The sequence below is a fragment of the Sinorhizobium sp. 6-70 genome, assembly GCF_030124375.1.
Lineage (GTDB): Bacteria > Pseudomonadota > Alphaproteobacteria > Rhizobiales > Rhizobiaceae > Sinorhizobium.
In genome coordinates this window covers 17,292-42,699 of sequence record NZ_JASKLS010000003.1, presented here as the reverse complement: position 1 = coordinate 42,699, position 25,408 = coordinate 17,292, and the positions used below count along the sequence as shown (strand labels likewise).

At 62.7% G+C, this 25,408-nt stretch carries 27 protein-coding genes; 17 read left to right on the top strand and 10 right to left on the bottom strand.

Annotated features, from left to right (window positions below; translation table 11 throughout):
- Positions 1 to 118 precede the first annotated feature (118 nt).
- Positions 119 to 874, bottom strand: a complete 756-nt coding sequence (locus tag QN222_RS07300) for an IclR family transcriptional regulator (RefSeq protein WP_283962611.1) — start codon at positions 872 to 874, stop codon at positions 119 to 121.
- Positions 875 to 1,057: 183 nt separating this feature from the next.
- Here QN222_RS07300 and QN222_RS07295 point away from each other — a divergent pair, with 183 nt between their 5' ends.
- The 3 genes from QN222_RS07295 to pcaF are packed head-to-tail and all read left to right on the top strand — an operon-like array spanning position 1,058 to position 3,913.
- Positions 1,058 to 1,915, top strand: a complete 858-nt coding sequence (locus QN222_RS07295) for a CoA transferase subunit A (RefSeq protein ID WP_283962610.1) — start codon at positions 1,058 to 1,060, stop codon at positions 1,913 to 1,915.
- Positions 1,916 to 1,925: 10 nt separating this feature from the next.
- Positions 1,926 to 2,711: a CoA-transferase subunit beta gene (locus QN222_RS07290; RefSeq protein WP_283962609.1), complete on the top strand. Its 786-nt coding sequence runs from the start codon at positions 1,926 to 1,928 to the stop codon at positions 2,709 to 2,711.
- Positions 2,711 to 3,913 (top strand): 3-oxoadipyl-CoA thiolase, encoded by a 1,203-nt coding sequence (pcaF, locus tag QN222_RS07285; protein ID WP_283962608.1) that lies wholly within the window; start codon positions 2,711 to 2,713, stop codon positions 3,911 to 3,913. The genes QN222_RS07290 and pcaF overlap by 1 nt, the downstream gene beginning before the upstream one ends.
- 120 nt (positions 3,914 to 4,033) lie before the next feature.
- Here pcaF and QN222_RS07280 read toward each other — a convergent pair whose 3' ends face one another.
- Complete coding sequence (locus QN222_RS07280; RefSeq protein WP_283962607.1) at positions 4,034 to 4,318, bottom strand: acylphosphatase; 285 nt, start codon at positions 4,316 to 4,318, stop codon at positions 4,034 to 4,036.
- 478 nt (positions 4,319 to 4,796) lie between these two features.
- Between QN222_RS07280 and QN222_RS07275 the strand changes: the two genes are divergently transcribed.
- From QN222_RS07275 to QN222_RS07265, 3 genes are all read left to right on the top strand, one after another.
- On the top strand, positions 4,797 to 5,480 hold the full coding sequence (locus tag QN222_RS07275; protein ID WP_283962606.1) for an RNA polymerase sigma factor: 684 nt from the start codon (positions 4,797 to 4,799) through the stop codon (positions 5,478 to 5,480).
- A gap of 81 nt (positions 5,481 to 5,561) precedes the next feature.
- Positions 5,562 to 6,086, top strand: a complete 525-nt coding sequence (locus QN222_RS07270) for a DUF4142 domain-containing protein (RefSeq protein WP_283962605.1) — start codon at positions 5,562 to 5,564, stop codon at positions 6,084 to 6,086.
- Complete coding sequence (locus QN222_RS07265) at positions 6,083 to 6,412, top strand: cupredoxin family copper-binding protein (protein ID WP_283962604.1); 330 nt, start codon at positions 6,083 to 6,085, stop codon at positions 6,410 to 6,412. The genes QN222_RS07270 and QN222_RS07265 overlap by 4 nt, the downstream gene beginning before the upstream one ends.
- Before the next feature lie 78 nt (positions 6,413 to 6,490).
- On the opposite strand, the gene QN222_RS07260 is transcribed toward QN222_RS07265, so the two are convergent.
- Positions 6,491 to 7,246: an SDR family NAD(P)-dependent oxidoreductase gene (locus QN222_RS07260; protein ID WP_283962603.1), complete on the bottom strand. Its 756-nt coding sequence runs from the start codon at positions 7,244 to 7,246 to the stop codon at positions 6,491 to 6,493.
- 341 nt (positions 7,247 to 7,587) lie between these two features.
- Between QN222_RS07260 and QN222_RS07255 the strand changes: the two genes are divergently transcribed.
- The 8 genes from QN222_RS07255 (at position 7,588) to QN222_RS07220 (ending at position 12,359) form a co-directional block, all read left to right on the top strand.
- Entirely contained in the window at positions 7,588 to 8,184 is a 597-nt protein-coding gene (locus QN222_RS07255) for a L,D-transpeptidase (protein ID WP_283962647.1), read from the top strand.
- Between the two features lie 190 nt (positions 8,185 to 8,374).
- Positions 8,375 to 8,509, top strand: a complete 135-nt coding sequence (locus QN222_RS07250) for an ABC transporter (RefSeq protein ID WP_283962602.1) — start codon at positions 8,375 to 8,377, stop codon at positions 8,507 to 8,509.
- A 153-nt stretch (positions 8,510 to 8,662) separates the two neighbouring features.
- Positions 8,663 to 9,253 carry a hypothetical protein gene (locus tag QN222_RS07245; protein WP_283962601.1) on the top strand — a complete coding sequence of 197 codons (591 nt, stop codon included), beginning with the start codon at positions 8,663 to 8,665 and terminating at the stop codon, positions 9,251 to 9,253.
- A gap of 147 nt (positions 9,254 to 9,400) precedes the next feature.
- Positions 9,401 to 9,988 (top strand): protein-S-isoprenylcysteine O-methyltransferase, encoded by a 588-nt coding sequence (locus QN222_RS07240; RefSeq protein WP_283962646.1) that lies wholly within the window; start codon positions 9,401 to 9,403, stop codon positions 9,986 to 9,988.
- Positions 9,989 to 9,998: 10 nt separating this feature from the next.
- Entirely contained in the window at positions 9,999 to 10,784 is a 786-nt protein-coding gene (locus tag QN222_RS07235) for a hypothetical protein (RefSeq protein ID WP_283962645.1), read from the top strand.
- Positions 10,781 to 11,668, top strand: coding sequence for an SDR family NAD(P)-dependent oxidoreductase (locus QN222_RS07230; protein ID WP_283962600.1), 888 nt, complete (start codon positions 10,781 to 10,783; stop codon positions 11,666 to 11,668). Before QN222_RS07235 ends, QN222_RS07230 begins: the two co-directional genes overlap by 4 nt.
- A 158-nt stretch (positions 11,669 to 11,826) precedes the next feature.
- A complete protein-coding gene (locus tag QN222_RS07225; protein ID WP_283962599.1) occupies positions 11,827 to 12,087 on the top strand; it encodes a ribbon-helix-helix domain-containing protein in 261 nt (86 codons plus the stop codon).
- Complete coding sequence (locus QN222_RS07220; RefSeq protein ID WP_283962598.1) at positions 12,084 to 12,359, top strand: type II toxin-antitoxin system RelE/ParE family toxin; 276 nt, start codon at positions 12,084 to 12,086, stop codon at positions 12,357 to 12,359. The genes QN222_RS07225 and QN222_RS07220 overlap by 4 nt, the downstream gene beginning before the upstream one ends.
- 68 nt (positions 12,360 to 12,427) lie before the next feature.
- Here the strand turns inward: QN222_RS07220 and QN222_RS07215 are convergent, their stop codons facing one another.
- The gene (locus QN222_RS07215) at positions 12,428 to 15,256 is read right to left on the bottom strand and encodes a DNA translocase FtsK (RefSeq protein ID WP_284005338.1); all 2,829 of its coding nucleotides are present in this window, start codon (positions 15,254 to 15,256) and stop codon (positions 12,428 to 12,430) included.
- A 373-nt stretch (positions 15,257 to 15,629) separates the two neighbouring features.
- Here QN222_RS07215 and QN222_RS07210 point away from each other — a divergent pair, with 373 nt between their 5' ends.
- From QN222_RS07210 to QN222_RS07200, 3 genes are all read left to right on the top strand, one after another.
- Entirely contained in the window at positions 15,630 to 16,034 is a 405-nt protein-coding gene (locus tag QN222_RS07210) for a DoxX family protein (protein ID WP_283962595.1), read from the top strand.
- Positions 16,035 to 16,306: 272 nt separating this feature from the next.
- A complete protein-coding gene (locus tag QN222_RS07205; RefSeq protein ID WP_283962594.1) occupies positions 16,307 to 17,461 on the top strand; it encodes an acyltransferase in 1,155 nt (384 codons plus the stop codon).
- A gap of 89 nt (positions 17,462 to 17,550) precedes the next feature.
- On the top strand, positions 17,551 to 18,045 hold the full coding sequence (locus tag QN222_RS07200) for a VOC family protein (protein ID WP_283962593.1): 495 nt from the start codon (positions 17,551 to 17,553) through the stop codon (positions 18,043 to 18,045).
- A gap of 101 nt (positions 18,046 to 18,146) precedes the next feature.
- On the opposite strand, the gene repB is transcribed toward QN222_RS07200, so the two are convergent.
- The 6 genes from repB to QN222_RS07170 all read right to left on the bottom strand — a co-directional run bounded on the left by repB (position 18,147) and on the right by QN222_RS07170 (position 25,390).
- A complete protein-coding gene (gene repB / locus QN222_RS07195; RefSeq protein WP_283962592.1) occupies positions 18,147 to 19,199 on the bottom strand; it encodes a plasmid partitioning protein RepB in 1,053 nt (350 codons plus the stop codon).
- 3 nt (positions 19,200 to 19,202) lie between these two features.
- Positions 19,203 to 20,468, bottom strand: a complete 1,266-nt coding sequence (repA, locus tag QN222_RS07190) for a plasmid partitioning protein RepA (protein ID WP_284005337.1) — start codon at positions 20,466 to 20,468, stop codon at positions 19,203 to 19,205.
- Positions 20,469 to 20,678: 210 nt separating this feature from the next.
- Positions 20,679 to 21,671, bottom strand: a complete 993-nt coding sequence (locus QN222_RS07185) for an ABC transporter permease (RefSeq protein ID WP_283962129.1) — start codon at positions 21,669 to 21,671, stop codon at positions 20,679 to 20,681.
- Positions 21,668 to 22,648, bottom strand: a complete 981-nt coding sequence (locus tag QN222_RS07180) for an ABC transporter permease (protein ID WP_283962128.1) — start codon at positions 22,646 to 22,648, stop codon at positions 21,668 to 21,670. The genes QN222_RS07185 and QN222_RS07180 overlap by 4 nt, the downstream gene beginning before the upstream one ends.
- The gene (locus QN222_RS07175; protein ID WP_283962127.1) at positions 22,645 to 24,195 is read right to left on the bottom strand and encodes a sugar ABC transporter ATP-binding protein; all 1,551 of its coding nucleotides are present in this window, start codon (positions 24,193 to 24,195) and stop codon (positions 22,645 to 22,647) included. Before QN222_RS07175 ends, QN222_RS07180 begins: the two co-directional genes overlap by 4 nt.
- Before the next feature lie 70 nt (positions 24,196 to 24,265).
- Positions 24,266 to 25,390, bottom strand: a complete 1,125-nt coding sequence (locus QN222_RS07170) for a sugar ABC transporter substrate-binding protein (protein WP_283962126.1) — start codon at positions 25,388 to 25,390, stop codon at positions 24,266 to 24,268.
- Between the last annotated feature and the right edge of the window lie 18 nt (positions 25,391 to 25,408).

Genomic DNA, 25,408 nt, shown 5'->3' with positions numbered 1-25,408 from the left:
CCGATCGGCACGGCCGCGTCGTACGCGATTCTGCCACAAACGATGGCTGCCTCAACTTTCGGCTCTCCATCCAAAGCGCAAACCGAGTCATGTGCGCGGCGTCAGGTTTTTGGCCAGACTATTGCACAAGTGGCCGCAATGCCGCCTGAGTCTCCTTGAGCATGGACAGGTAGCGTTCCGCGAGTTCGGAGGCCGCGACATGGGCGGCCGGAGCGCCGATATTGAGCGCCGCAACCACCTGGCCGCGCACGTTCATCAACGGCACCGCGATCGAGCAAAGTCCGAGTTCCAGTTCCTGGTCGATGACCGCGTAGCCCTGCTCGCGAACCCGGCTGAGTTCCGCCATCAACTCCTCCGGATCGGTCTTCGTGCGTGGCGTGTTGGCCCGGAGCTCCGTGCGTTTCAGGATCTCGCGCGCTTCCGCTTCAGGAAGTGCTGCCAGCAGTACGCGGCCCATCGAGGCGCAATAGGCGGGAAGGCGTGATCCCGGCATCAGGTTGATCGACATCACCCGCCGCTGCGAGGCGCGCGCCACATAGACCACCTCGGTGCCGTCGAGCACCGAGGCCGAGGCGCTCTGGCTAGCCTTTTCGGAAAGCTGGTCGAGATAGGGCTGGACGAGCGCCGGCAGCGGTGTCGCCGACAGATAGGCGTGGCCCAGCCGCAGGATTTTCGGCGTCAGCGTGAAGAACTTGCCGTCGTAGTCGGCATAGCCGAGCTCGGAAAGCGTGAGCAGCGAGCGCCGCACCGTCGCCCGGTCGAGATCGGTGATCTTTGCAGCCTCTGCGATCGTCAAGCGCGGCTGCGACTCTCCGAAGGCCTCGATGACCTTCAGCCCACGGGCAAAGCCGCTGACAAAGTCCGTTTCCCGCATGATTCGCTCACCTCGTTAGTTGCTGCATCTTGTGCGATATATGAACAAATGTCAAATAACGCACAAAATATTTGACGAGCGGCTGAAACGAGCGCTTATTTCCGCCATCGCCGATGACGAAAGCTAGGCGGACCGCCGGTCCCCTGCTTGGAAATTCGGCAACATCAACGGAGGAGGGCCAGGATGGCTCGCATACTGTCGCTCGCCGAGGCAGTCGCCGAGAACGTAAAGGATGGCGATACCGTCGCCATGGAAGGTTTCACCCATCTCATTCCCTATGCCGCCGGTCATGAGGTGATCCGCCAGGGCAGGAAGGACCTCTTCCTCGTCCGCATGACGCCGGACATCCTCTATGACCAGCTGATCGGCGTCGGCGCCGCACGCGGCATGAAATTCTCCTGGGGCGGCAATCCCGGTGTCGGCTCGCTGCACCGCTTCCGCGATGCGGTCGAAAATCAATGGCCGCGGCCACTGGAAATCGAGGAGCACTCTCATGCGGCGATGGCGAACGCCTATGAGGCGGGCGCCGCAAACCTGCCTTTCGCAATGCTCAGAGGCTATATCGGCGCCGACCTGCCGAAGGTGAATCCGAACATCAAAAGCATTACCTGCCCGTTCACCGGCGAAGTGCTTGCTGCCGTGCCGGCGATCCGTCCGGACGTGACGATCATCCACGCACAGCGGGCCGACCGGAAGGGCAATGTGCTCCTCGAAGGCATCGTCGGCGTGCAGAAGGAAGCAGTGCTTGCCGCCAGGCGCTCGATCGTAACCGTCGAGGAGATCGTCGACGAGCTTAACCCGCCCTCCCCGAATTCGGTCGTGCTGCCGACCTGGGCGGTGACGGCAGTCGTCCACGTGCCGGGCGGCGCCTTCCCCTCCTATGCGCACGGCTATTATCCACGCTCCAACGCCTTCTACATCGCTTGGGACGAGATCGCCCGCGACCGGGAAACGTTCAACGCCTGGATCAAGGAAAACGTGCTCGACGCGAAGCCCGAGGACTTCGCCAGGCATGCCGCAAAGTCGGCAAAGGCCGCGTGAGGAGGCGACGATGACGGATTTCACACCCACGGAAATGATGACGATTGCCGCATCGCGCGAACTTTCCAATGACGACGTCTGCTTCGTCGGCATCGGCGCGCCGTCGGCCGCGTGCAACATCGCGCGGCTGACGCATGCGCCGGACATCACGCTGATCTACGAGAGCGGCACCGTCGGCACCAAGCCGGACGTGCTGCCGCTGTCGATCGGCGACGGCGAGCTGTGCGACACCGCGCTCTTCACCGTCTCCGTCCCGGAAATGTTCCGCTACTGGCTGCAGGGCGGGCGCATCACGACGGGCTTTCTCGGCGGCGCGCAGATCGACCGCTTCGCCAATCTCAACACGACGGTCGTCGGTCCCTACGACCACCCGAAGGTCCGCCTGCCGGGCGGCGGCGGCGCGCCGGAGATCGCCTCCAACTGCGGCCGCATCTTCATCACCATGGCACTCTCGAAGCGCGGTTTCGTCGAGAAGCTGCCCTTCATCACCTCGATGGGCCACGGCGAAGGCGGTGACCACCGCGAACGGCTCGGCATGAAGACGCAGGGCCCCACCCGCGTGATCACCGATCTTTGCATTCTCGAACCCGATCCGGAGACGAAGGAACTTACCGTCGTCTCGATCCATCACGGCGTCACGCGCGAAGAGATCGTCGAAAACTGCGGCTGGGCGATCAAGTTCGCCGACACGGTCATCGAGACGCCGGTGCCGACGGAAACGGAACTATCGGTGCTGCGCGACATCAACGCCCGCACCAAGAGGGCCCATCAGGGCACCGACAAGGAGGCCGCCTGATGCGCGATGTTTTCATTTGCGACTATATCCGCACGCCGATCGGCCGCTTCGGCGGCTCGCTTTCCTCGGTGCGCGCAGACGACCTCGGCGCGATCCCGCTCAACCACCTCCTGCAGCGCAACGCCTCGGTCGACTGGGAAGCGGTCGACGACGTGATCCTCGGCTGCGCCAACCAGGCGGGCGAGGACAACCGCAACGTCGCGCGCATGTCGCTGCTTCTCGCCGGGTTTCCGCTCTCCGTTGCGGGCACGACGATCAACCGCCTCTGCGGCTCCGGCATGGACGCCGTCATCACCGCGGCACGCGCCGTCAAGTCGGGCGAAGCCGAGCTGATGATCGCCGGCGGCGTCGAATCCATGTCGCGCGCGCCCTTCGTGCTGCCGAAAGCCGAAAGCGCCTTTTCGCGACATGCCGAGATCCACGACACCACGATCGGCTGGCGCTTCATCAACCCGTTGATGAAGAAGCAGTACGGCGTCGATTCCATGCCGGAGACCGGCGAGAATGTCGCCGAGGACTATCGTGTCTTCCGCGAGGACCAGGATGCCTTTGCCGTGCGCAGCCAGGCGAAGGCCGCGGCTGCACAGGCGAACGGCCGTCTTGCCGGGGAGATCGTCTCGGTCACCATTCCGCAGAAAAAGGGCGAGCCCGTCGTCGTCGACAGGGACGAGCACCCCCGGGCAACGACGATGGAAGCCCTTGCCAAACTCAAGGCACCGTTCCGCGAAGGCGGCACGGTCACCGCCGGCAACGCATCGGGCGTCAACGACGGTGCAGCGGCGCTCATCATTGCCTCGGAGGATGCGGCCAGGAAACACGGATTGACCCCGATCGCCCGTATCCTTGGCGGCGCCTCGGCGGCCGTGCCGCCGCGAGTGATGGGCATCGGCCCGATCCCCGCCTCGCGCAAGCTGATGGCGCGGCTCGGCATGAGGCAGGAGCAGTTCGACGTGATCGAGCTCAACGAGGCCTTCGCGAGCCAGGGACTGGCCGTTTTGCGCGCGCTCGGCATTGCCGACGACGACGCCCGCGTCAACCGCAACGGCGGTGCGATCGCGCTCGGCCATCCGCTCGGCATGTCAGGCGCGCGCATCACCGGAACGGCGGCACTGGAACTCGCCGAGACAGGCGGGCGCTATTCGCTCTCGACCATGTGCATCGGCGTCGGCCAGGGCATCGCCGTGGCGCTGGAGCGGGTGTGACCCGCGCCGGTGCCTTGAGCGCCGTGCGTCTTTTCAGACGCATGATCGACGCTGTCGCACTTCCTTAAGTCGGCTCCGATTTGAGGAAACACGCAGGAGGCGGGACTAAGGACCGTTGCGTCAATCGGTGATTTGAAACCCCAAGGGCGCTTGCACGGATGAGGCATCTTCGCTCTCTACGTTTGACACCCGTGCTGCCGGCGGGCCTTTCCAGAACCGGCTCAGCATTGTCGAAATCGCCGCCTCGGGCCCGGCAATCAGGGCCGTGACGGAGCCGTCGCGTTCATTGCGGACCCAACCCGCCAGGCCAAGCCGTGCCGCTTCGTCGCGGGTCCAGACGCGGAAGGCGACGCCCTGCACCCTTCCAGTGATCCGGACCAGAGCCGCTTTGCGATCTTCCGCCATGGCCGCCTCCTTCCTGTTCGGTCATCTGAATCTGGCGCAGACGACGGCGAATGCAAGCGCGTCGCTTGGGTGAGCGGTGCCGCGCGTCGGCCCACGGTGCGTGCCCAAACGTCGGCACTGTTACCGTCTGGATCATAAACGTGATCGATTCAAATAAACTTGGAGCGGGATGCGAGCGGAAAACCGCTCAAACTTTTCCTCGTCCCACTCTGGAAAATCTGCCCTCTCGACCTTGAAGGCGCTGCACCCCAACACCATTGTATGACTCATCGATAGAGCCTCCTCCTCCCGGCTCTATCGTGGGATCGGCAACCCTCCTCCCCCAGTTGCCGATCAGAATCGAAAGCCCGGTGCCCCTCCTCCCGCGCCGGGCTTTCTCTTTTGAGGCGCGAGCTATCGCGATAAAATGGTTGCCTGCTGCACATCTGGGAACGTTTGAGCGGGTCCGGCATCCAATGTGCGACAAGGAGCCTCAACCATGCCCATTGCTGACACAGTCCCCACCCGAAAACGCGAGACCTCGCCACAAGACATCGATGCCTTCCGCGTGATCATGCAGACGCATAATCGCAAGCTCTACCGGATTGCGCGAAGCATTGTGCACAACAACAGCGATGCGGAGGACGTTCTCCAGGAGGCCTATGTCCGCGCCTTCACGCATTTTTCCGAATTCCGCGGCGACTCGGCAATCAGCACGTGGCTCTCCCGCATCGTGATCAACGAGGCCCTGGGCCGGCTGCGCCAGGGGCGGCGGCGGAAGCGGCTTACCGATGACATGATGCAAACCCAACAGGCGGAGATCATCGCCTTCCCGCGCAACGCAGACACCGATAATCCGGAAAAAACGATGGCACAGCGACAGATTCTCGACCTTGTCGAAAAGGCGACCGATCAGCTTCCGGATATCTACCGCACCGTCTTCGTCATGCGGGTGATCGAGGGGCTCAGCAACGAGGAGACCGCTGATCTGCTGGCGCTTCGCCCCGAAACCGTGCGAACGCGGCTCTTTCGCGCACGACACCTCATCAAAGAGCAACTGGAGCGACAGATCGGTCCGCTGCTGCTCGACGCCTTCCCCTTCGCGGGCAAACGTTGCGAGCGTCTGACTGAGGCCGTGCTGGCCCGCATCTCGCAACACGAACCAGAGGGCGGCGACAGGTAATCGGGAACGGTTCGGCCCGCGAAGCATCCAAAGCATGTCAATTGAACAACACGCTTTGATCTTCGAGGAAAGGAACATCCGATGACCATACGCTTAACCACCGCGGCTGCTGCACTCGCCCTGTTGCTCGGGGGCAATTCGGCGCTCGCTGCCGACAAGCCGACGGATCCACAGATCGCGCATATCGCCTACACCGCAGGTGTGATCGATGTCGAAGCGGCAAAACAGGCCATCGCCACGTCGAAAAACAAGACCGTCGTCGAATTCGCCGAGAGCATGGTGCGCGACCACGAGTCGGTGAACAAGCAGGCGCTCGATCTCGTCAAGAAGCTCAACGTTACGCCGGAGGATAACGACACCAGCAAAGCTCTGTCGAAGGCGGCCGAAACCAAGCGTTCGGAACTGGCGAAGCTGACGGGGGCTGACTTCGACAAGGCCTATGTCGAGAACGAGGTCGCATATCACAAGCAGGTCAACGGCGCGCTGGAAACCCTGCTGATTCCTTCTGCGCAGAACGCCGATCTCAAGTCTTTGCTCGAGACCGGGCTGAAGCTGTTCCAGGGCCATCAGCAGCACGCCGAGCATGTCGCGACGGAGCTGAAATGAACGCGGCAGTGAACCCGCTAGGATCGGCTTTTCTCGCCCTGTTGTTGGGAACGACGGCCATCGTCGTTCCCGCGCGGGCAGGAACCATTGAGGTGACGATCGACGGCCTCACCTTCGCGCCCGTGGAGATCGAGGCGAAGGTGGGTGATGAGGTCGAGTGGATCAACAAGGATGCGCTCGTTCACACCGCCACCATGAAGGGAGGTACGGAAGTGCTCGTGCCGGCGAAGAAATCAGGTCGCCTTCTGATGAACGAGCCAGGCAGCTTCGACTATATCTGCCGTTATCACCCCAATATGAAGGGCCACATCACCGTTCGTCCCTGAACCGAGGTGCAGCAATTCAAAGTGCTACAGCGTCCTTTGCGCGTCTGAAAGACGCGCGGCGCTGGAGCCGCTTGCGCCTCAGTGGGCCGAGTAGGCGCCGTCCACGAGATGCACGCTTCCGGTGATGAAGCTCGCCTGCTCGGACAAGAGGAAGCACACGAGGGACGCCACCTCTTCCGGCTTGCCGCGCCTTCCCATCGGCTGCAGCGACATCATGCGCCGGGTGCTCGCGATGTCGGCATGCTCCGACAGGAGCGGCGTTTCGATCCAACCGGGACCGACGGCATTGATGCGGATGCCCATCCGCGCATATTCCATCGCAGCGACCTTCGTCAGCCCGACAATCCCGTGCTTGGCTGCGGTATAGGCGGCCGCGGTCGGCAGGCCGACCGAGCCGAGAATGGACGACATGTTGACGATCGCGCCACCGCCGTGCGCGAGCATGGCAGCGATCTCGTGCTTCATGCAGTAAAACACGCCGTTCAGGTTGACGTTCATCACGTTGTGCCATTCGTCGAGCGGATAGTCGGCGGTCGTCTTGCGGATGCCATCGATGCCGGCATTGTTGACCGCCAGATGCAGGCCGCCGCATTTCTCGACGGCGAACTTCACCAACTTATCCACAGCTTCGGCATCGGCCACGTCGACGACGAAGTCGTGGGCCTTGCCGCCTTGCGCATGGATCTCGGCGGTGATTCGGCGCGCGGCGTCAGCGTCCAGGTCGGCAACGATGACCTCTGCACCCTCGCTACCGAGTTGCAGGGAAACAGCCGCGCCAATACCGGAACCCGCACCGGTCACGACCGCAACCTTCCCCTCGAAGCCAAGTTTCATTTGTCCATCCTTATTGTCGTGCCTCGACCTAATCGAGCGGACGCGCCGCCGCAAGACGTCTCACAGGCCATGAAGAGCGGCATCCGCTTCAACGACCCGAAAATCCCGACAAGCCCGCGAGAATCGCCTGTTGATGCCGCTCCTGTTCATTCACCCGCACTAGGCGGCGTTACAGATATACCACGCTTGCCTCACATATGCTTTCGTCCGCAAGCAAAGATGTAGTCCAAACCACATTTCTATCCTCTCCAGCCGTCTTAATCGACACGCAAGACTTGGCCGCCGCGCGCCGCGGTGTTAAAGACGAATCCGGGGCGCACCGATTTGCTCAGCAGGTAAAGATGGACAATGACCAAATTACGCGCCGGATGCTCGTTCTGAGCGGTCTGGCTCTGTTGACCTCTGGATGTAGTTCAACCTGGCAAGGAATGGGGGTCCCTGTTCCATCCCTGTTCGGAAGCAACTCCGGCATCGATCCTCGCTACCGAAGACGGCATGTCCGCTACGAGGGATACGAAGCGCCCGGAACAATCGTCGTCAACACGTACGAGCGTTACCTCTACGCCATCGAAGACGGCGGCTGGGCGACGCGCTACGGGATCGGCGTCGGAGAAGAGGGCCTCACGATGAAAGGCAACGCGGTTGTCGGCCGCAAGGCGGAATGGCCCTCATGGACACCGACCGCCAGCATGATCAAGCGCAAGCCGCACCTGGCGCAATATGCAGGCGGCGTCTCCGGCGGGCCGCACAACCCGCTTGGTGCGTCGGCCCTTTATCTCTATCGGGGTGGACAAGACACCATGTTCCGCGTGCACGGAACGAACGAGCCGTGGACGATTGGCCACGCGGTTTCGAACGGTTGCATCCGCATGACGAACGAGGATATCGTCGATCTCTACAGCCGGACGCCCGTAGGCACGCCGGTATTGATCATCTGATGGTGTTTCCCTTTAATTTTCGGTATAAATGATGAAGCTGTGTGTTTTTGGGACACCGTTGAAAGTTCGGCAACGACAAACCGGATGGCAACTGTGTCCTTTCTGCACTAGGCCGAGTCGCAATTCGCCACTATTACTTCAAATGTTGCCTTCGATAACCCATTCCGACTATTGAGGAAAGGACTTCTGAATGAGCAGATTTCTAATCGTGATGATTGCGTTGTTTTCGGTCGCCAGCCTGAGCGCTTGCGGGACGATTGGCAAAGGCAAGGGGAAGGCCCCGCCACCGGCAGCGCCGGTAGAACAGGCACCAGTCTACAAGTAAATTAGACTTTTGCGCGGGGAGGGTCTTGCGACCCTTCCCACGTACTGTATTCATGGCCACACCGGCTTAGGATCTACAGCGCGGAAGCCGCACACTGACAGGAGTTGGCTTCAGGATTTGCGCTCATCAGAGCTCGGGAGATAGAGCGTAGTAATGACGCTTATACGAGGTCGTATATCGCTGGCGGTCTTGCTCGCACTGACCACTGCAGCATGTCAAACTGAAGACAAGGCTCCCCAACCGCGTTTTGTTTCGAGTATCGACGCCACCGGGTCGCGTTTGGCCGGAAAGTCTCAACAGAGAGACTACGGCTACTTCATCGAATTCCGCTCCCGCTACGCGCTCAGCTACGGTCACTCCTATGTGATTTTCGGGCGCACGAACAAGGCCGGAGCAATGATCAATCCGGAGGTTGCGGGCCTTGCGCCGGCGACGCTCGATACCGCACCATATGTTATGGGTCATTTCCTGCCGGTTCCGGCTGAGACAGGAGTCAGCGATGGCGACCTGGAAGAAGAATACAGGTCGGCAAGCTGGCGCGTTCTGCTGACGGAAGCCGAGTATCAGGAAGTCGTCGCGGACATTCGCAAACTCAAGGCGAAGTCCCGCTTCTGGCACGCGTCGCTCTACAACTGCAACGCCTTCGTGGCGGAAATTGCGCGTTCCATGGGGTATAAAACACCCGGCATCTGGCTCAGGCCGCAAGAATTCATTACAAGGCTTCGAGAGATGAACGGCGGGTGAGTGCAATCGGCACTCCCGCCGCTTGTCCGGCGGTCGGCTTATGCGACCGCAGCATTTTCATCGGTCGGAGCGGAGCTTGATGGCCACATCCTTGACAGACGTTGCGATGGCCGCGATCGCAGCGAGGCTTGGTGAGCTAGCGTGAACATAACGGTCGCTTCCGTCGGCGAAATCATCTGGGTGCTCGGCATCGTCGCCTGGTACTTCATCCGGCGTCCGTATGAACGTCGCGCCAAGCGCGTGCGGGTCGTCAGCAACCGCCGCTCGCGTTCCGAGACCGTCGGGCTTGCGGCGGCGCTGTTCGGCCTTGCGTTCGTTCCCGGCTTTTACGTCGCGACCGGCAAGCCGGAGGCGGCCGACTATCCGGCGCACGCATGGGCGGTCGCCGTCGGCGCCTTGATCTTTGCCACGGCGATGTGGGTCTTCCGCCGAACCCATAAGGAACTTGGTCGCAACTGGTCCATTTCGCTGGAGATTCGCGACAAGCACGAACTGATTTGCCGCGGACCCTATGCCCTCGTCCGTCACCCGATGTACACCTCCTTCCTGCTTATGGGCGTCGGCCAAGCCTTCCTGCTGTCTAACTGGGTGGCTGGCCTCGCGGGTCTGGTGGGCTTTGCCGTCCTCTTTTTCCTCAGAGTGGACAAGGAGGAGCGCATGATGCTGGAAATATTCGGCTCGCAGTATCGAGACTATATGGACAGGACCAAGCGAATTATCCCCTATCTTTACTAGAGGTGGCATGATGCGAGGCCGAGCCCTCAAGCTTTCGGCGGCACGACGCCTTGTCGGAGATCTGATGAGATTTTCGATCGGCGTGCCACGGGTCACGGTGCAGCGTCAGATGAACCTTGGCGCCCTGCAAAAAGCCAGATTGGCACAGCCGAGCCGGCCGTCCTGGACAGTGCTTTTTTTGAAGGGATATGCACTCCTCTCCAAGGAGACACCGGAGTTTCGCCGCGCCTACGTCAAATTCCCGAGGCCCCAGCTCTACGAATATCCGGGAAGCGTCGCCTCGGTCGCGCACGAGCGCGAACTTGAAGGCGAACGGGTCGTGCTCTTGAGCACCATCAAGACCCCCGAACAGCGGTCGATCGGCGAACTGGGAGCGCTGATCCAGTCGGCGCGATCACGACCCGTACTGGAGATCAAACAGTTCCGCCGCGCTTTGAAGCTCGCCCGCGCGCCGGCACCGATCCGGTGGTTAATCATGTGGCTTGGCCTCAATATCGGGCGCCAGCGCGGGCGGCATTTCGGCACTTTCCAACTGTCGGTCTATTCCGGCCTCGGCGCGGAGTCCCTCAATCCCCTGACGCCGCTCACGACGATTTTCAACTACGGTCCGATCAGCGAGGACGGACTCGTAACCGTCCGCATCCACTATGATCACCGGGTCATGGACGGCGCCAATGTCGCGCGGGCGTTGGAGCACTTCGAAAGGATCCTGAACGGCCAAGTCGCCGATGAAGTGGCAGGTCTTTCTGAAGGCGGAACCGCCTCGAATGCTGCGGCATCGGGATCAGCAGCATGACGTCGAGCCCGGAGTTCCGGCCGGCCGTCGTCGTGGTCGGCGCCTCGCGCGGCATCGGCAAGGCGATCGCCGAGACTGCCGCCAAGGACGGCGCCACCATCGTCCTGGTTGCGCGTTCGTCAGAAGGTCTCCAAACGGCAGCAACTGCAGTTCAGCAGGCAGGCGGCAAGCCATTCACACTTGGTCTGGATCTCGCGGCCGGCGATGCGGCGACGCGTCTCGAAGACTTCCTGTCCAATGAGGGGCTGACATGTGACGTGCTCGTCAACAGCGCCGGTTACGGACTGCGCGGCGGGGCTGCGACACTGCCGCTCGACGAGCAAATGGGGCTGATCGACCTCAATATCCGCGTCTTGACCGAGCTCACGCTCCGTTTCCTGCCGGGAATGGTGGCGCGCGGCAGGGGCGGCGTGATCAATCTCGGTTCCGTCGCGAGCTTCACGCCCGGACCCTTCATGGCCTTGTACTATGCGAGCAAGGGCTTCGTCCGTTCCTTTTCGGAGGCGCTGCATCAGGAGGTGCGCCCGGCCGGTGTGACGGTCACTTGCGTCGCCCCCGGGCCGGTATCGACGGAGTTCCTCGAAAAATCGGGCGCCAACAGGGCAGCGCTGTTCAAGATCTTGCCCAAGGTGGATTCGGAATACGTGGCCGAGCGCGCCTGGCGCGGATTCAAGGCCGGCCGACGGCTCGTAATTCCAGGCATCTCCGCCCGGCTGGCGATCCTGCTCGCCGGACTCTTGCCTTCAGCAGCCCTCCTGCCCCTGATCGGTCGCCTGCAGCTGCGCGGCAATGATCCCTGCCCTTGCGGCTCAGGCCAGACGTTCAAGACCTGCTGTCGCGCCGGCCGATCGCAACGGCTTGCGTCACCCGGAACGAAGGCCTGACCTTCGCCGGCGCGGAGGCCGATAGCTCGAGTCAGAGTAGCGGCGATAAAACTGTTGCTCGGGCCGTACGCGCTTGCGAAGACTGGTTTCATCCACAAAAAGCCTCGATTAATCAATTTTAATCACTATGATTAAGCTTGAATAAATGGAGTGGAGCCATGGAAACGAAGGTGTTTACAGCCCATGTACCGCTGCCGCTCGCCGAAAAGGTCGATCAAATCGCGGCACGGCTTGAGCGTTCGCGCGGTTGGATCGTCAAGCAAGCACTAACTGCTTGGATTGACCAGGAAGAGGAGCGCCGGCGCTTGACGCTGGAAGCGCTCGCCGACGTCGACGGTGGGCAGGTCATCAACCACCAGTCTGTGCAGGCTTGGGCCGATAGCCTCGATAGCGACAAGCCGCTGCCGCTACCATTGTGAAGCTCGAGTGGACGACCAAGGCGGTTTCTGATCTAGGGCGCCTCTATGATTTCCTCGCGCCGGTCAATCGGCAAGCAGCTGCCCGCACAGTGCAAGCGCTGGTAACGGCCCCAACGCGTCTGCTCGAGCAGCCGCGTATGGGCGAAAGGTTGGAAGAGTTCGATCCCCGTGAGGTTCGCCGTATTCTCGTTGGCCATTACGAAATGCGTTATGAGATCGCCCACTCGACGATCTACGTGCTGAGGCTTTGGCATACACGTGAGGATCGCTAGATCCGCGGTAAGAGTCATCGTGACCAAGCCCGCACATCGGCGATGACGACAACAGGCGAGGCTGTGAATCACTCCATATCGTCGCTGTCCTGCGCGCCGGAGTGGTCGCGCTGGCCGTAGATGATCTCGCGCTTGCCGACATGGTTGGCCGGGCCGACAAGACCCTCCTTCTCCATCCGCTCGACGAGCGACGCGGCACGGTTGTAGCCGATGCCGAGACGGCGCTGGATGTAGGACGTCGAGCACTTCTTGTCGCGCAGCACCACCTTGACCGCCTGGTCGTAGAGCTCGTTGCCGTCTTCCGACGCGATCGCGCTCTTGTCGAACACGGCGCCCTGATCCTCTTCTGCCTCCTCGTCCTCTTCGTCCGCGGTCACCGTCTCGAGATATTCCGGGCGTCCCTGCGTCTTCAGATGCGCCACGACATGCTCGACCTCCAGATCGGAGACGAAAGGCCCGTGGACGCGGGCGATGCGGCCGCCACCGGCCATGTGCAGCATGTCGCCCTGGCCAAGCAGCTGTTCGGCGCCCTGCTCGCCCAGGATCGTGCGGCTGTCGATCTTCGATGTGACCTGGAAGGAGATGCGCGTCGGGAAGTTCGCCTTGATCGTGCCCGTAATGACATCGACCGACGGACGCTGCGTCGCCATGATCAGGTGGATGCCGGCGGCGCGCGCCATCTGCGCCAGCCGCTGGATCGCGCCTTCGATCTCCTTGCCGGCGACCATCATCAGATCGGCCATCTCGTCAACGATGACGACGATATAAGGCATCGGCGCCAGATCCATTTCCTGCTGTTCGAAAAGCGGCTCGCCCGTCCCCTTCTCGAAGCCGGTCTGGACCGTTGCCAGGATCGGTTCGCCCTTCTCGCGAGCCGCCGCCGCCCGCTGGTTGTAGCCGTCGATGTTGCGGACGCCGAGGCGCGACATCTTGCGATAACGGTCCTCCATCTCGCGCACCGCCCATTTGAGCGCCATTACGGCCTTCTTCGGATCGGTCACGACGGGCGTCAAAAGGTGTGGAATTCCGTCGTAGACCGAGAGTTCCAGCATCTTCGGATCGACCATGATCAGCCGGCATTCCTCCGGCTTCAGCCGATAGAGCAGCGACAGGATCATCGTGTTGATCGCCACCGACTTGCCCGAACCGGTGGTGCCGGCGACGAGCAGATGCGGCATCTTGGCAAGCTCGGCGATCACCGGTTCGCCGCCGATGGTCTTGCCGAGGCAAAGTGCCAGTTTGTAGCCGGTCTTGCGGAAATCGGCGGACTCGATCAGTTCGCGGAAATAGACCGTCTCGCGGGTGGCGTTCGGCAGCTCGATGCCGATGACGTTGCGGCCAGGCACCACCGCGACGCGGGCCGAGAGCGCCGACATCGAGCGGGCGATATCGTCGGCAAGGTTGATCACGCGGGACGACTTGACGCCCGGCGCCGGCTCGAACTCGTAGAGCGTAACCACAGGGCCTGGCCGCACATGGATGATCTCGCCCTTGACGCCGAAATCTTCGAGCACGCTTTCAAGGAGCCCGGCATTCTGCTCGAGTTGCTCCTGCGTCATGAAGAAGCCGCGGCCTTGCGGCGGCTCCTGCAGGAGTGCTTCGGACGGAAACTCGTATGCGTCGCCGGTCTGGACCGGCTCGATCGCTCCGATCAGCGGCAGCGATGGGGAGGAGCGCTGCACGACGGCCGGCATGGTGACCATTGCTTTCGCCACTGGCGCTTCGGAAACCTTCTCCGGCACCTGAGCGAACACGATCGGCTCGGCGGGCGCTGCGGATTCAGGCACGACCGCTGTGGCTGCCGCCGGAGCGGGTTCCTCCACCGGCGGCCGGTCGATCACGTCAGGCGTCGGAGCGGTAGCAGGCAAGTCAGCGGCCGGCGCTGGACGCCGGCATTCGACGACCCGGAACAGCGATGTGATTGCAGCCGTCGGCAGTGCAGGGATTTCTACCGGCCGGGCGGGCGGGGGCTTCCGTTCTACTGCGACCTCAGTCGGCGTTGCCACGGCAACGATCGAGGGCGGGGCGACCGCGGGAGCCGCTGGGATCGCAACCTCAGGCTCCATGAATTCAAAGAAGGCATGATCGGAAAGATAGGCCAGGCGCGCGTCGGGCTGACCGCCGCTCTCCGTGACCACACCGGAGGCGATGGTCGGGGCCTCCGGAAGCACACCCCCAACCTTCACGTCTTGTGCGGATGCCGGTTGCGTTGCCACCGCCGCCGGCCCTTGCGGCGCTGCGATCGGTACCGAAGCCAGCGCCGCCTCCGCCGCACCGGTGCCGCCGGCTTGCTGGGAACTCCAGGAGGGAAGCTGCTGCATCAGGACGCGCAGGAGTTCGGATGGACTGTAGCTGGGCGTCTCGGGCCCGACGGCAGGCACATCATTCGCCGTGGCCGCCTCGACCGCCCCCAGCTCGACGTATTCCTCGGCTGCGACAGTTGGCTCGGCAACCTCGGCCGCCACCTCCACTTCCGTTTCGCCCTCCTCGATCGCCGGCGCGCGGCGCTTCATGAATTCGCGCTCGGGCGTGCGGGTGAAACGGACATTGGGCGACAGGAAGAAATGGCTTTCCCAAGTGGTATCGCCGTCATGACCGGTGATTTCGGCAAGCGTCGGAAGCGGGTCTCGCGTGGAGGCCGTCACTTGCGCCGGAGCATAGGCAGAGCCCTGCCCATAGAGCCGCGTCGCGCGACCGGCATAGCCTGTGTCGTGGACATCCTGGCTCGCCGCCCTCCGTGGCGCTTCCGGCGCCTCGAACAGATGGTCGTGTTGGCTGGAGCCTGCCGCCTGGGCGTGAGGGCTGCTCATAGCACCCGGATGGGGAGCCTCGAAATCGTCCGCCTGGTTTGCATCATACAAAACTGCCGTCGAGAAATTTGTCCGGGGAATACGCATGGCCTGAAAACTCGAAATTCATTATCGAAGGGGGCTGCCTTAAGCGAATAGGAAATGAAGGTTAACAACTCCCTTCCAGGCACCGCGCGGGAGGGGCCGCATGCCCTCCGAAGAGCTTCACAAGACGCCCTTCCGGCCGCCCGCATCCGAGGCTTTTCAGGGCTTCGGCAGCCGGTTTTTGCCACCGTTCAAATTCTGTTTCAGACCGGGAAGATTTTCGAAGCGTGAGCGCTATCTTTGCAAACATAGATTGCTGTCGATCCACCTCCTGCCGAGGATCGGCGGAAGGCTCAATAGCGCCGGCGATGCGCGGTAGTCGCAAATCCCCCGGCGCAGACCGCTTCGCCCGCCGCCGCTAAGAAAGGCACCCGACATGAGCGACAACCTTGCACTTCAGAGCGGCCTGGCCTTCATCGGTCGTCTGCTTCTCGTCGCCATCTTCCTCTCGTCCGGCTTCGAAAAGCTGGCCGATCCCGCAGGAACGATCGAGTATATAAGGGCGGCCAATCTGCCGCTGCCCACGGTCGCCTACGCCGTCGCTCTCGTCGTGGAAATCGGTGGCAGTGTCCTTCTTGTTCTCGGCTATCAGGCCCGCTTGGCCGCGCTCGTCCTGGCGGTCTTCACCCTGGCATCGGCTCTCGGATTTCACACCAATTTCGCAGACCAAAACCAGATGATCCACTTCATGAAGAATCTCGCCATCACGGGCGGATTCCTGCAGGTCGTCGCCTTCGGCGCGGGCGCCTTCAGCCTGGATCGACGCGTTGGCCGCGTCTGAGCGACGCTCCCCCGAAGGCAATTTCTGGTCGTCGAATCGGGGGCAGACAGTAGCTGCGCCCGACCCTCCCCCATTATCGCCTTAGTCAGCCTCTAGGCAGTCCCTTGTGCGTCGCAACATAGCACGCAGGCAGTAACCTTTACTGCATGTGTCCTTAAATCGTAGCCGATTCAAGGGACAAAAACATGCAGCACTTCAAAGTGCTACAGCGTCCTTTGCGCGTCTGAAAAGACGCGCAGCGCTGTAGTAGCCAACAAGGACGAAGATTGCTGATGGCTGACTATGATCCCCGCAAAATCCGAATCGATTGCCTCGATGGACTTCGAGGGCTGGCATCGCTCTGGGTGATGATTGGCCATGCGCTGTTGCTGACGGGTTGGCGCCTGCCGGTTCTGTCGGAACCCGATCTCGGTGTTGATCTCTTCATCATGCTTTCCGGCTTCCTGATGGTGTTTCACTATCAGCTCCGTGCCTCCAAGGAGCCGTGGGAGTTGGCCTCGACCTGGGGAAGCTTCTGGATCCGGCGTTTTCTGAGAATTGCGCCGCTCTACTATGTTCTCCTCGCCATCGCCTTCGCGCTCGGCGCCTGGCTGTTCGAATCGCGAATGATCATCGACGCCTTCCTCGGAAGGACGCCACAAGCACCCTACCGCTATCTCGACAACGGAATGATCAACGGGCTTATGCACGCGAGCTTCCTTTTCGGTCTCTCTCCCGACTACGCCTACCGGACGCCGCTCCCGGACTGGAGCATAGGGCTCGAAATGCAGTTCTATGCGGCCTTTCCCTTCATCATGCTTTTGCTCAAGAAAGGCGGATGGCTGAAGGGCGCGCTCTTTACAGCCCTTATTGCCGTCGCGATCGTGTCGACGTCGAGCGTGCTGGGAGTGCACTTTCCGATGCCGGCGTTCCTGCCGCTGAAGATGCATATCTTTCTTTGCGGAATGCTGTTGGCGCTTGGTCTTCACGCGGACAGGTCGAAGGCTGTCCTCCACGGCGGGGCCGCCATGGCGCTCGCTCTTCTGCCGATCGGCGGCGATATGACAATGACGAAAATGCTGATGCGCGTCACGCTCGTCGCCGTCTTCTTCGCGCTGCTCTATCATCGCCTGATCGACAACGTAGTGGGCATCAGGCTTCGCGCGTTTTCCTCGTCGCTCGGCAACAGGTTCTTTCATTGGCTCGGCGAACTTTCATTCGGGGCCTATCTCTGGCACCTCATCTTCCTTCAGCCGATTGCCGCCTATTTCATTGCCGCTTTCGGCGACACGATCTCGGCGCCCATGCGCTTCGCCGTGGTTACCGCCATTCTCGTGCCCTTGGTTTACGCGGCTGCCTGCATGACTTTCCTCTCGGTCGAAAGACCTGGTCAGAGGCTCGCCAAGCGTTTGATCGGGAGACAAAAGCCTCAGCCGATCAGTGCCTGATGCAGGCCGTCGAAATTCGCGCTTGACCTCAACTTTACTTGAGGAAGCATTGTGATGCTCTTCGAGACGAACGAGAGGGCGCGACGACCATGATGGCTACAAAATTTCCTTCAGGGCAGAGCATCGGAGCAGCGATAAACGGCATTTACGAGACACACCTGCCGGTGCGGGATCTCCGCCGCTCGGTAGCATTCTATCGGGACCAACTCGGGCTGGAGTTTGCGAAGGAGTTCTCTGAAAGGAGGGTTGTCTTTTTCTGGGTCGGCACAAAGGCGGAAGGGATGCTGGGTCTCTGGGAGACGGGGACGGCACCGCTTCAGATGAAATTGCACTTCGCGTTTCGGGCACCAATGGCGATGGTCGTCTCGTCCTGCGAACTCCTGCGCGAGGCAGGCATCCAACCGCTCGGCTTCAATGGAGAACCGGTTTCGGAGCCAGTGGTGCTTGGATGGATGCCGGCCATCTCCGTCTACTTCAAGGACCCGGACGGGCATAGCCTCGAGATCCTCTCCGCGCTCGATGCGGCCCCGGATGCGGAGTTTGGTGTCGGGCCATACTCCGCCTGGGTGGCGAAACACGGCTGACGGCGCAGGGATCGCCGACCGCCGCCCATTCAAAGGGCCTTCGGCATGACCGTCAGAGCCGCATCCACCCGGTCGGCCCACAAGAACGCGGCGGCCGTTAGCTATGACTTCTGATTTTTCACAAACGTCGCGTGCCATTTTGCCAGCATCGACACCGCTTCCTTGAGGAAGGCCGGATGGGTGCCGGGCAGGAACTCGATTCTCGGGGCTTTTCCGTCGAGCTTCAGCCGCGCGAAGACACGGCCCGCCTCGTCCCTCAACTCCTCCGGCTTCTCCGGCTCCGGCTTGTCGCTCTCAGATAGGCGATTGAAGACGAGCTGGAAGCGCTGATCTGTGTCTGCGGCGCGGAACCGCGACGCGCCGATTTCCGCATCCGCCAGATCGCGCGCCTCTTGCCTTTCGAGCAGCGTGGCGATCGCCATCCACCGCTCCCGTCCTGCCTTCGGCGCCGGGCCGATGGCGCGGGCGAGAGGATGCGGCACACTGTCGGCCACCTGCAGAAGGCGCGACAGCTCGCTCTTCTGCACGGCAAGCGCATCGCCGATCACCTTGCGGTCGAAGCCGCGGGCGGCGAGTGCCGCGGCGAAAAGCGCCCGCTCGATGAAGGAGAGATTGCGCCGCTCGGCATTTTCCTTGCCCTGGGCGAGCACCAGCTCGTCGTCGGAAAGCGGCCGGACGATCGCCTTCACCTGCAGTTCGAGCCGGCGGACCGCCTTCAGCCGGCGATGGCCATAGGCGGTCTGGTAGTGACCCTGCTTTTCCGGATGCGGACGCACGAGGATCGGCGATTGCTGGCCGTTCTCGCGAATACTTTCGACCAGCGCCAGGAAATCGGGATCGTCTACCTCGCCGTCGGTCAGCCGGTCCTCGACGAAGGAGCCCTCGACCAGCGCCGGATCGAGTGCCACGACGCGCTCGCCCTGCGTGAGAGCTTCCCGCAACGCGCGCGCCTCTTCCGCCTCGCGTGTGATATTGCCGAGCGACAGCCCCATCGCCCGGACCGCGCCCGATGCGGCGCGCGGGACATCCGCAGTGGAGGCGGGCCGGCCGTTGACAGGTGTCAACTCGCTCTCGATCTTCTGCTCCGCCGGTGCCGCCGGAGCGCCGCCCGCAAACAGCGCCCGCAATTCGTTCTTCCGGTTGTTGCCAGCCATGTCTTAGCGCCCCCAGGCCGCGTGAATGAGAGCCTCGACCTCGCCGTTGACGGCGTTCAGCGATTCGATCGCCCGGTCGTAGGTCGCGCGGGTGAAATTCTCGCGGCCGACCTCGTAGAGCGTCTGTTTCGTCAGGCCCGCATCCGAGATCGCCGTCGACTTCACCATGGCCGAGGTCAGCACGCGATCGCCGAAAAGCGAACGCATGAAGCCGACGATCTGCGCCTGCGGCCCATCATTGGGCTCGAAGCGGGTGACGAGATAGCGCAGGAAATCGAAATTGAGTTCGCCGCCGGCTTCGCGCACGACGCCGAGCAGGTCCGAGGTCATGTAGAGGAACTGATTCATCGAGGCGACGTCGAGCATCTGCGGATGCACGGTGACGATGACCGAGGTCGAGGCGCAGAGCGCCGAAAGCGTCAGGTAGCCGAGCTGCGGCGGGCAATCGATGACGACGACGTCGTAGTCGTCGGCAACGCTCGCAAGCGCCGTCTGTACACGCGCGAAGAAAAGCGGGCCGGCGTCCGCGCCACTCTGGCGGGCGCTCAGCGCCTGCGGCGTGGTGTGCTCGAACTCCTGCAGTTCGAGATTGCCCGGCACCAGATCGAGCCCGTCGAAATAGGTCTTGCGAATGATGTCCTTCAGCGGCCGCGCCTCGGCATCGTAGCGGATGGCGCCGTAAAGCGTGTCGTTGCCGGTCAGGTCCAGTTCCGGCTGATAGCCGAACAGTGCCGAAAGCGAGGCCTGCGGGTCGAGGTCGACCGCGAGCACCCGGTGGCCGGTCAAGGCGAGATACTGGGCAAGATGCACCGACGAGGTCGTCTTGCCGGAGCCGCCCTTGAAATTGGTGACGGAGATGACCTGCAGGTGCTCGCCCTTGGCGGCATCGCGCCATTTCAGGTAGCTGCGCGCCTTGGCGGCATTGCCCTTGCCGAACGCCTGGTCGGCGAGATGGCGGCGAAGCGCATTGATGTCGAAGAGCGAATAGGAGCGCCGCCCGCCGGACCCCGTATCGGGCTGCGGGCCCTCACCCGCCAGCGACAGCTGCCGAAGGTACCCGTCCGAGACGCCGATCAGCCGGGCGGCCTCGCCCGAGGTGAAGCTTCTGAGCGTCTTCATTGCCGTCGGCGGGAACAGGCGCTCGCGCATCGCCTTGAGCTGCTCGGACAGTGCCCGCGCGTCCGCCGCGATCGCCTCGTCCGCCGGTCGCCGATAGTCGGTCCCGCTCAAGCCCCCCGCTTCTCCGACCACCGCCGTCGATCCCGCCATATCCATTCCCAAATACCCTCTCAAGCTTCGCATCGCATTTGCGGCGGCGATCAACAATGTCCGTCTGCGGCCACGCAAATGCGCCCGCAATATCTCTTTACAGATCCATCGCTGAACTACGCTGAAATGCGGAATATGCGATCTATTCCGTTAGAGGGTGATTCATCCTCTGATTCGCGTCAAGCCTTTTCGGAAAGGGACGAAGCATCGTCATCGGTTCGGCGGCGTGCGGCCGTAGAGGAGCAGCATGACGATGATGACGACGCCATAGACGATCTGGCGGCCCGCTTCCGGCATCTGCATTACCGAGAGGATCGATTGCAGCAGCGTGATCAGGATCACGCCGGCGACCGTGCCCAGATAGGAGCCGCGCCCGCCAAGGATCGACGTGCCGCCGAGCACGACGGCGGCGATTGCCGGCAGCAGATAAGCATCCCCCATCGCCTGCGCCGCCTTCGAGGAATAGCCGGCGAGCAGAACTCCGCCAAAGGCGCTGAGCGCGCCCGAAATAGCAAAGGCGATCATGACGATGCGCCGCGTGTCCACGCCCGACAGATAGGCCGCGCGTTCGCTGTTGCCGATCCCGTAAACCGCCCGGCCGAAGGAGGTGCGCGTAAACAGGAACACCATGATGGCACTGATCGCGACCCAGACGAGGATGGCGTTCGGCAGGCCTGGAATGACGAACCCGGTCGCGAGCCAGCGCACCGCCGGAGGCGCGGAGTCCTGCGGCGAGAAGCCGCCGGTGTAAACGACCATCAGCCCTTGCGCGACGACATTGCTTGCGAGCGTGACGATCATCGACGGGATGCGCAGATAGGCGACGCCAAAGCCGTTCAGCAGGCCGAAGGCCGTGCCGCAGAGGATCCCGAAAGGAATGGCGATCACCGGTCCGATGGCTCCGAAGCCGGCGGCGGCACAGGCCATCATCGCGCCGGTCGTCATCACCCAGGGGATGGAAAGATCGATGTGGCCGAGAAGAATCACCACCATGACGCCGGCGGCCACGACCCCGAGGAACGAAGCGACCTTAAGCTGTTGCAGGAGGTAGTTGAGCGACAGGAAATTGCTGGAATAGAGGCTGCTCAGAAAAAGCAGCAGCAGGATGCAGCCGAAGGCGGTGAGAACGGCCGGATCGGCGCGGCGGAGGAACACCGGCAGGCGGGTCCTGATCGAGATGCGGTCCTCGGATGTGTCGCTCATTGGAACCAGTCCAGACGGTTGCGCACCCGCAGCAGAGCCAGCGAGCCGATACTGACCGCGATCATCAGGACAACGCCCTGGAGCAACGGCTGCCACAGCGGATCGACGTCGAAGACGAACAGCATATCACCGGTCGTGCGGGCGGCGAAGGCGCCGAAGATCGCGCCGACGGCGCTGCCGCGGCCGCCATAGAGCGAGACGCCGCCCAGCACGACTGCCGCGATCGACCAGAGCGTGTAGCCACTGCCGCTGGCATAGGCCGCCTCGCCGGTATAGGTGAAGAACGTCAGGAACAGGCCGCCCATCGCGGCAAGCAGTCCGGCGAGCGTATAGGCTGCAAACTTGCCGCGCCGGATCGGCACGCCGGACATGAAGGCCGCCTGCTCGGACGAGCCGGCCGCATAGGCAGCCCTGCCGAGCCTCGATCGCCGGAAGGGCAGCCAGACCAGCACAACCGCCGCCGCCAGCGCCACCAGGCTCGATGGAATCACACCGAAGAGGCGGCCGGTCAGCGCATCCGCGACGTCCTCGTTGACCGAGCCGCCGGGAAAGGGTCTCAGCAGCAGCGCCAGGCCAAAATAGACCGCGCCTGTCGCGATCGTCGCGACGATCGGCTGAAGCCGCCCGTAGATCACCAGAAGCCCGTTGATGGCGCCGCAGGCCATGCCCGCCGCAAGGACGGCAACGAGGCCCAATGCGGTCGGCAACGGTTCGCCGACGACGATCCAGGATGCCAGGCAATTGGTCAGGATGAAAATCATGCCGACCGACAGGTCGATGCCTGCCGTGATTACCACAAGCGCCTGGGCCATGGCGACGAAGGCGAAGAGCACTCCCTTGTTGGCGGCGGTCTGCGCCACATTGGCCGTCAGCCCGGCCGGATGATTCGCAATGTAGACGGCAAACATCAGGAGAAAGATTGCGAGCCCCATGAGTGTCCCGCGTTGCTCGTTCAACCAGTAGCGCCATTCGCTCATGTCGCTGCTCCCTCCCGGCCGCCCTCGACATTGAGAGCGCTCGCGATCAGCGCGTGCTCGGTGATATCCCGGCCCTCAAGCTCGCGGACGATACGGCCGTCATAAAGGACGAGGACGCGATCGCAGCACCCGATCAACTCGTCATAGTCGGTCGAATAGAAGAGGATCGCGGCGCCGGCGTCCGCCAGCCGGCGCAGAAGCTGGTACATCTCCTGCTTCGTGCCGACGTCGATACCGCGTGTCGGATCGTTGAGCAGAACGATCCGCGGCTTGCGCATCAGCCACTTGGCAATGACTACCTTCTGCTGGTTTCCGCCCGATAGAGCGCCCACCGGGATGTCGAGCCCGGCCGTCTTGATTGCAAGCAGCCGCACCATTTCATCGATCAGCTGTTCTTCCGCGGTGCGGTCGATGATCCCGCCGCGCGAAACATGGTCGAGGGCGGCGAAGGACAGGTTCTCGCGCACGGTCATCGGCAGCATCAGTCCCTCGGTCTTGCGGTCTTCCGGGATGAGCGCCATGGCGCTGCGCGAGGCGCGGGCGGCCGCGGGGCTTGCGATCGTCATCGGCGCCCCGTCGATGAGCACCGAGCCCGTGGTCCCGGGCAATACCCCGAAGAGAGCGAGCAGCAGGTCGCGCTGACCCTGGCCGTCCAGCCCGCCTAGGCCCACCACCTCCCCTTCGGCGACCGAGAGCGAAATGTCGCGCAGCCGGTCGCCCCAGCCGAGGTTCCGGCATTCGAGGCGGGGAGGTTTGGTGATGGCCGCGCGTGGCGGCTTCGGCGGAAAGACGTTGCTGTATTCGCGCCCGATCATCATTTCGACGACTTCGCTGTTGCTGCGGGTGCCGGCGCGGAAGCTCGCGACATTGCGGCCATTGCGGAACACGGTGCAGGTGTCGGCGAGTTCGGCGATCTCATGCATGCGGTGCGAGATATAGAGGAGCGCCAGACCTTCGGAACGCAGGCGCTTCAGCACCGCAAACACCTTGGCGACATCGCCGGCCGTCAGCGCCGACGTCGCCTCGTCGAGGATCAGGATGCGTGGCTTCGATGCCAGCGCCTTGGCGATCTCGACCATCTGCCGGCGCGACAGCGGCAGGTCCTTCACCGCCGCGCGCGGGTGAATGTCCTCGGCGCCGGCCCGCGCCAGCGCCTCTTCCGCGATTGCGCGCTGGGCCCGGCGGTCGATCAGGCCGAAGCGGCGCGGCGGATCGGCAATGGCAATATTGTCGGCGACGCTAAGGTCGGGGATCAGGGACAGTTCCTGGAAGACGCAGGCGATGCCCGCGGCCGAGGCTGCAGCCGGCGAGCGGAAGGAGATGTCGCGGCCGTCGAGCAGCATCCGACCCTCGTCCGCTGCCACCACCCCGGCCATGATCTTGATCAGCGTCGACTTGCCCGCGCCGTTCTCGCCGAGGATCGCATGGATATGGCCCGCTTCGACGTCGAGCTTGGCATTTTCCAGGGCGCGCACGCCGCCATAACGCTTGGACACGCCCTCCATCCGGAAGAGCGGTGGCTTCGCCTCTATCTCTGCCGTTGTCATCCGTCGCCTCGGCTACCGCAAATTTCGCGCATGCCGCGCCTGAGCGCGACATGCGCATCAGGAAGGACCGCTACTGGTTTTCCTTCGTCTGCCCCATGATCTCCTGGGCGGTGAAGTTGATGCCGCAGGTCGGGAAGGCGTTGCCGACGAAGAAGTTGTCGGACTGGTCGGGATAGAAATCCTGCCCTTCCTTGAAGTTCGGATCCTCGACGATCGCCAGCGGCAGCTTGATCGACTGCGGCACGACCTGTCCCTCGAGTGCGGCGATCGCCGTCTTGATGGCGACGGCAACCTGAGCCGGGCCGGTGCCGGCCGACGAACACTTCAGGCCGTCGCCGGCATGCTTGGCGCAGAACTTGCGGAAGCCGTTTTCGGTCTCGCCGCCGAACGGAACGAAGGGATGGCCGGCGTCGATCATCGCCTGCACGACACCGGTATCGCCGCCCTGTGCCGTGATGCCGTCAAAGGTCTTGTGCACAGCGATCGCATCGGCGGTCGCCTTCTGCGCTGTCGGGTCGTCCCACTTGCCGATCACCTCGACGACGTCCCATTTCTTGCCGGTCGACGCAAAAGTTTCGTGGATGCCGTTGTGGCGGTCCGTATCGACCGACGTGCCGGCAACGCCACGCACCTCGAGGACCTTGCCGCCGTCCGGAAGATGCTTGGCCAGCCAGTTCGCCCAGAGGACGCCGAGGCCCTTCTGGTCGACATTGACGTTGATGGCGTCCTCGGTGTCGAGAATGTTGTCGAAGGCGACCAGGACGACGCCGGCTTCCTTGGCGCGCTTGATGACCGGCCCGAAGGCGGTCGGGTTCTGGGCGTTGACGACGATCGCGTCATAACCGGAATCGATGAAGTTGTTGATGGCCGATATCTGCGCCGGCACGTCCTCGCCGGTAGAAACGACCTTGAACTCCTTGAGCTTGGCGGCAACGTCCGGCTGCGCGGCGTAGGCCTTGGCGGTCTGGATCATCTGGATGCGCCATGTATTGGCGATGAAGCCGTTGGCAAGCGCGATCCGATAGGGACCGTCCTTTTTCGGGAACTTGAAGAACTTCGTTTGGGCCGTCCACGGCACGAAACAACCCGGCTCGGCTGCGGGACCGCTGACGACTTCGGGTTCGGCATAGGCTGTTGTCGATAGAAACGTGAGCGCAGCGGCCGCGAGAATGCCGCTGACGAATGTTCTGGTCATCGAATTCCCTCCCATTTG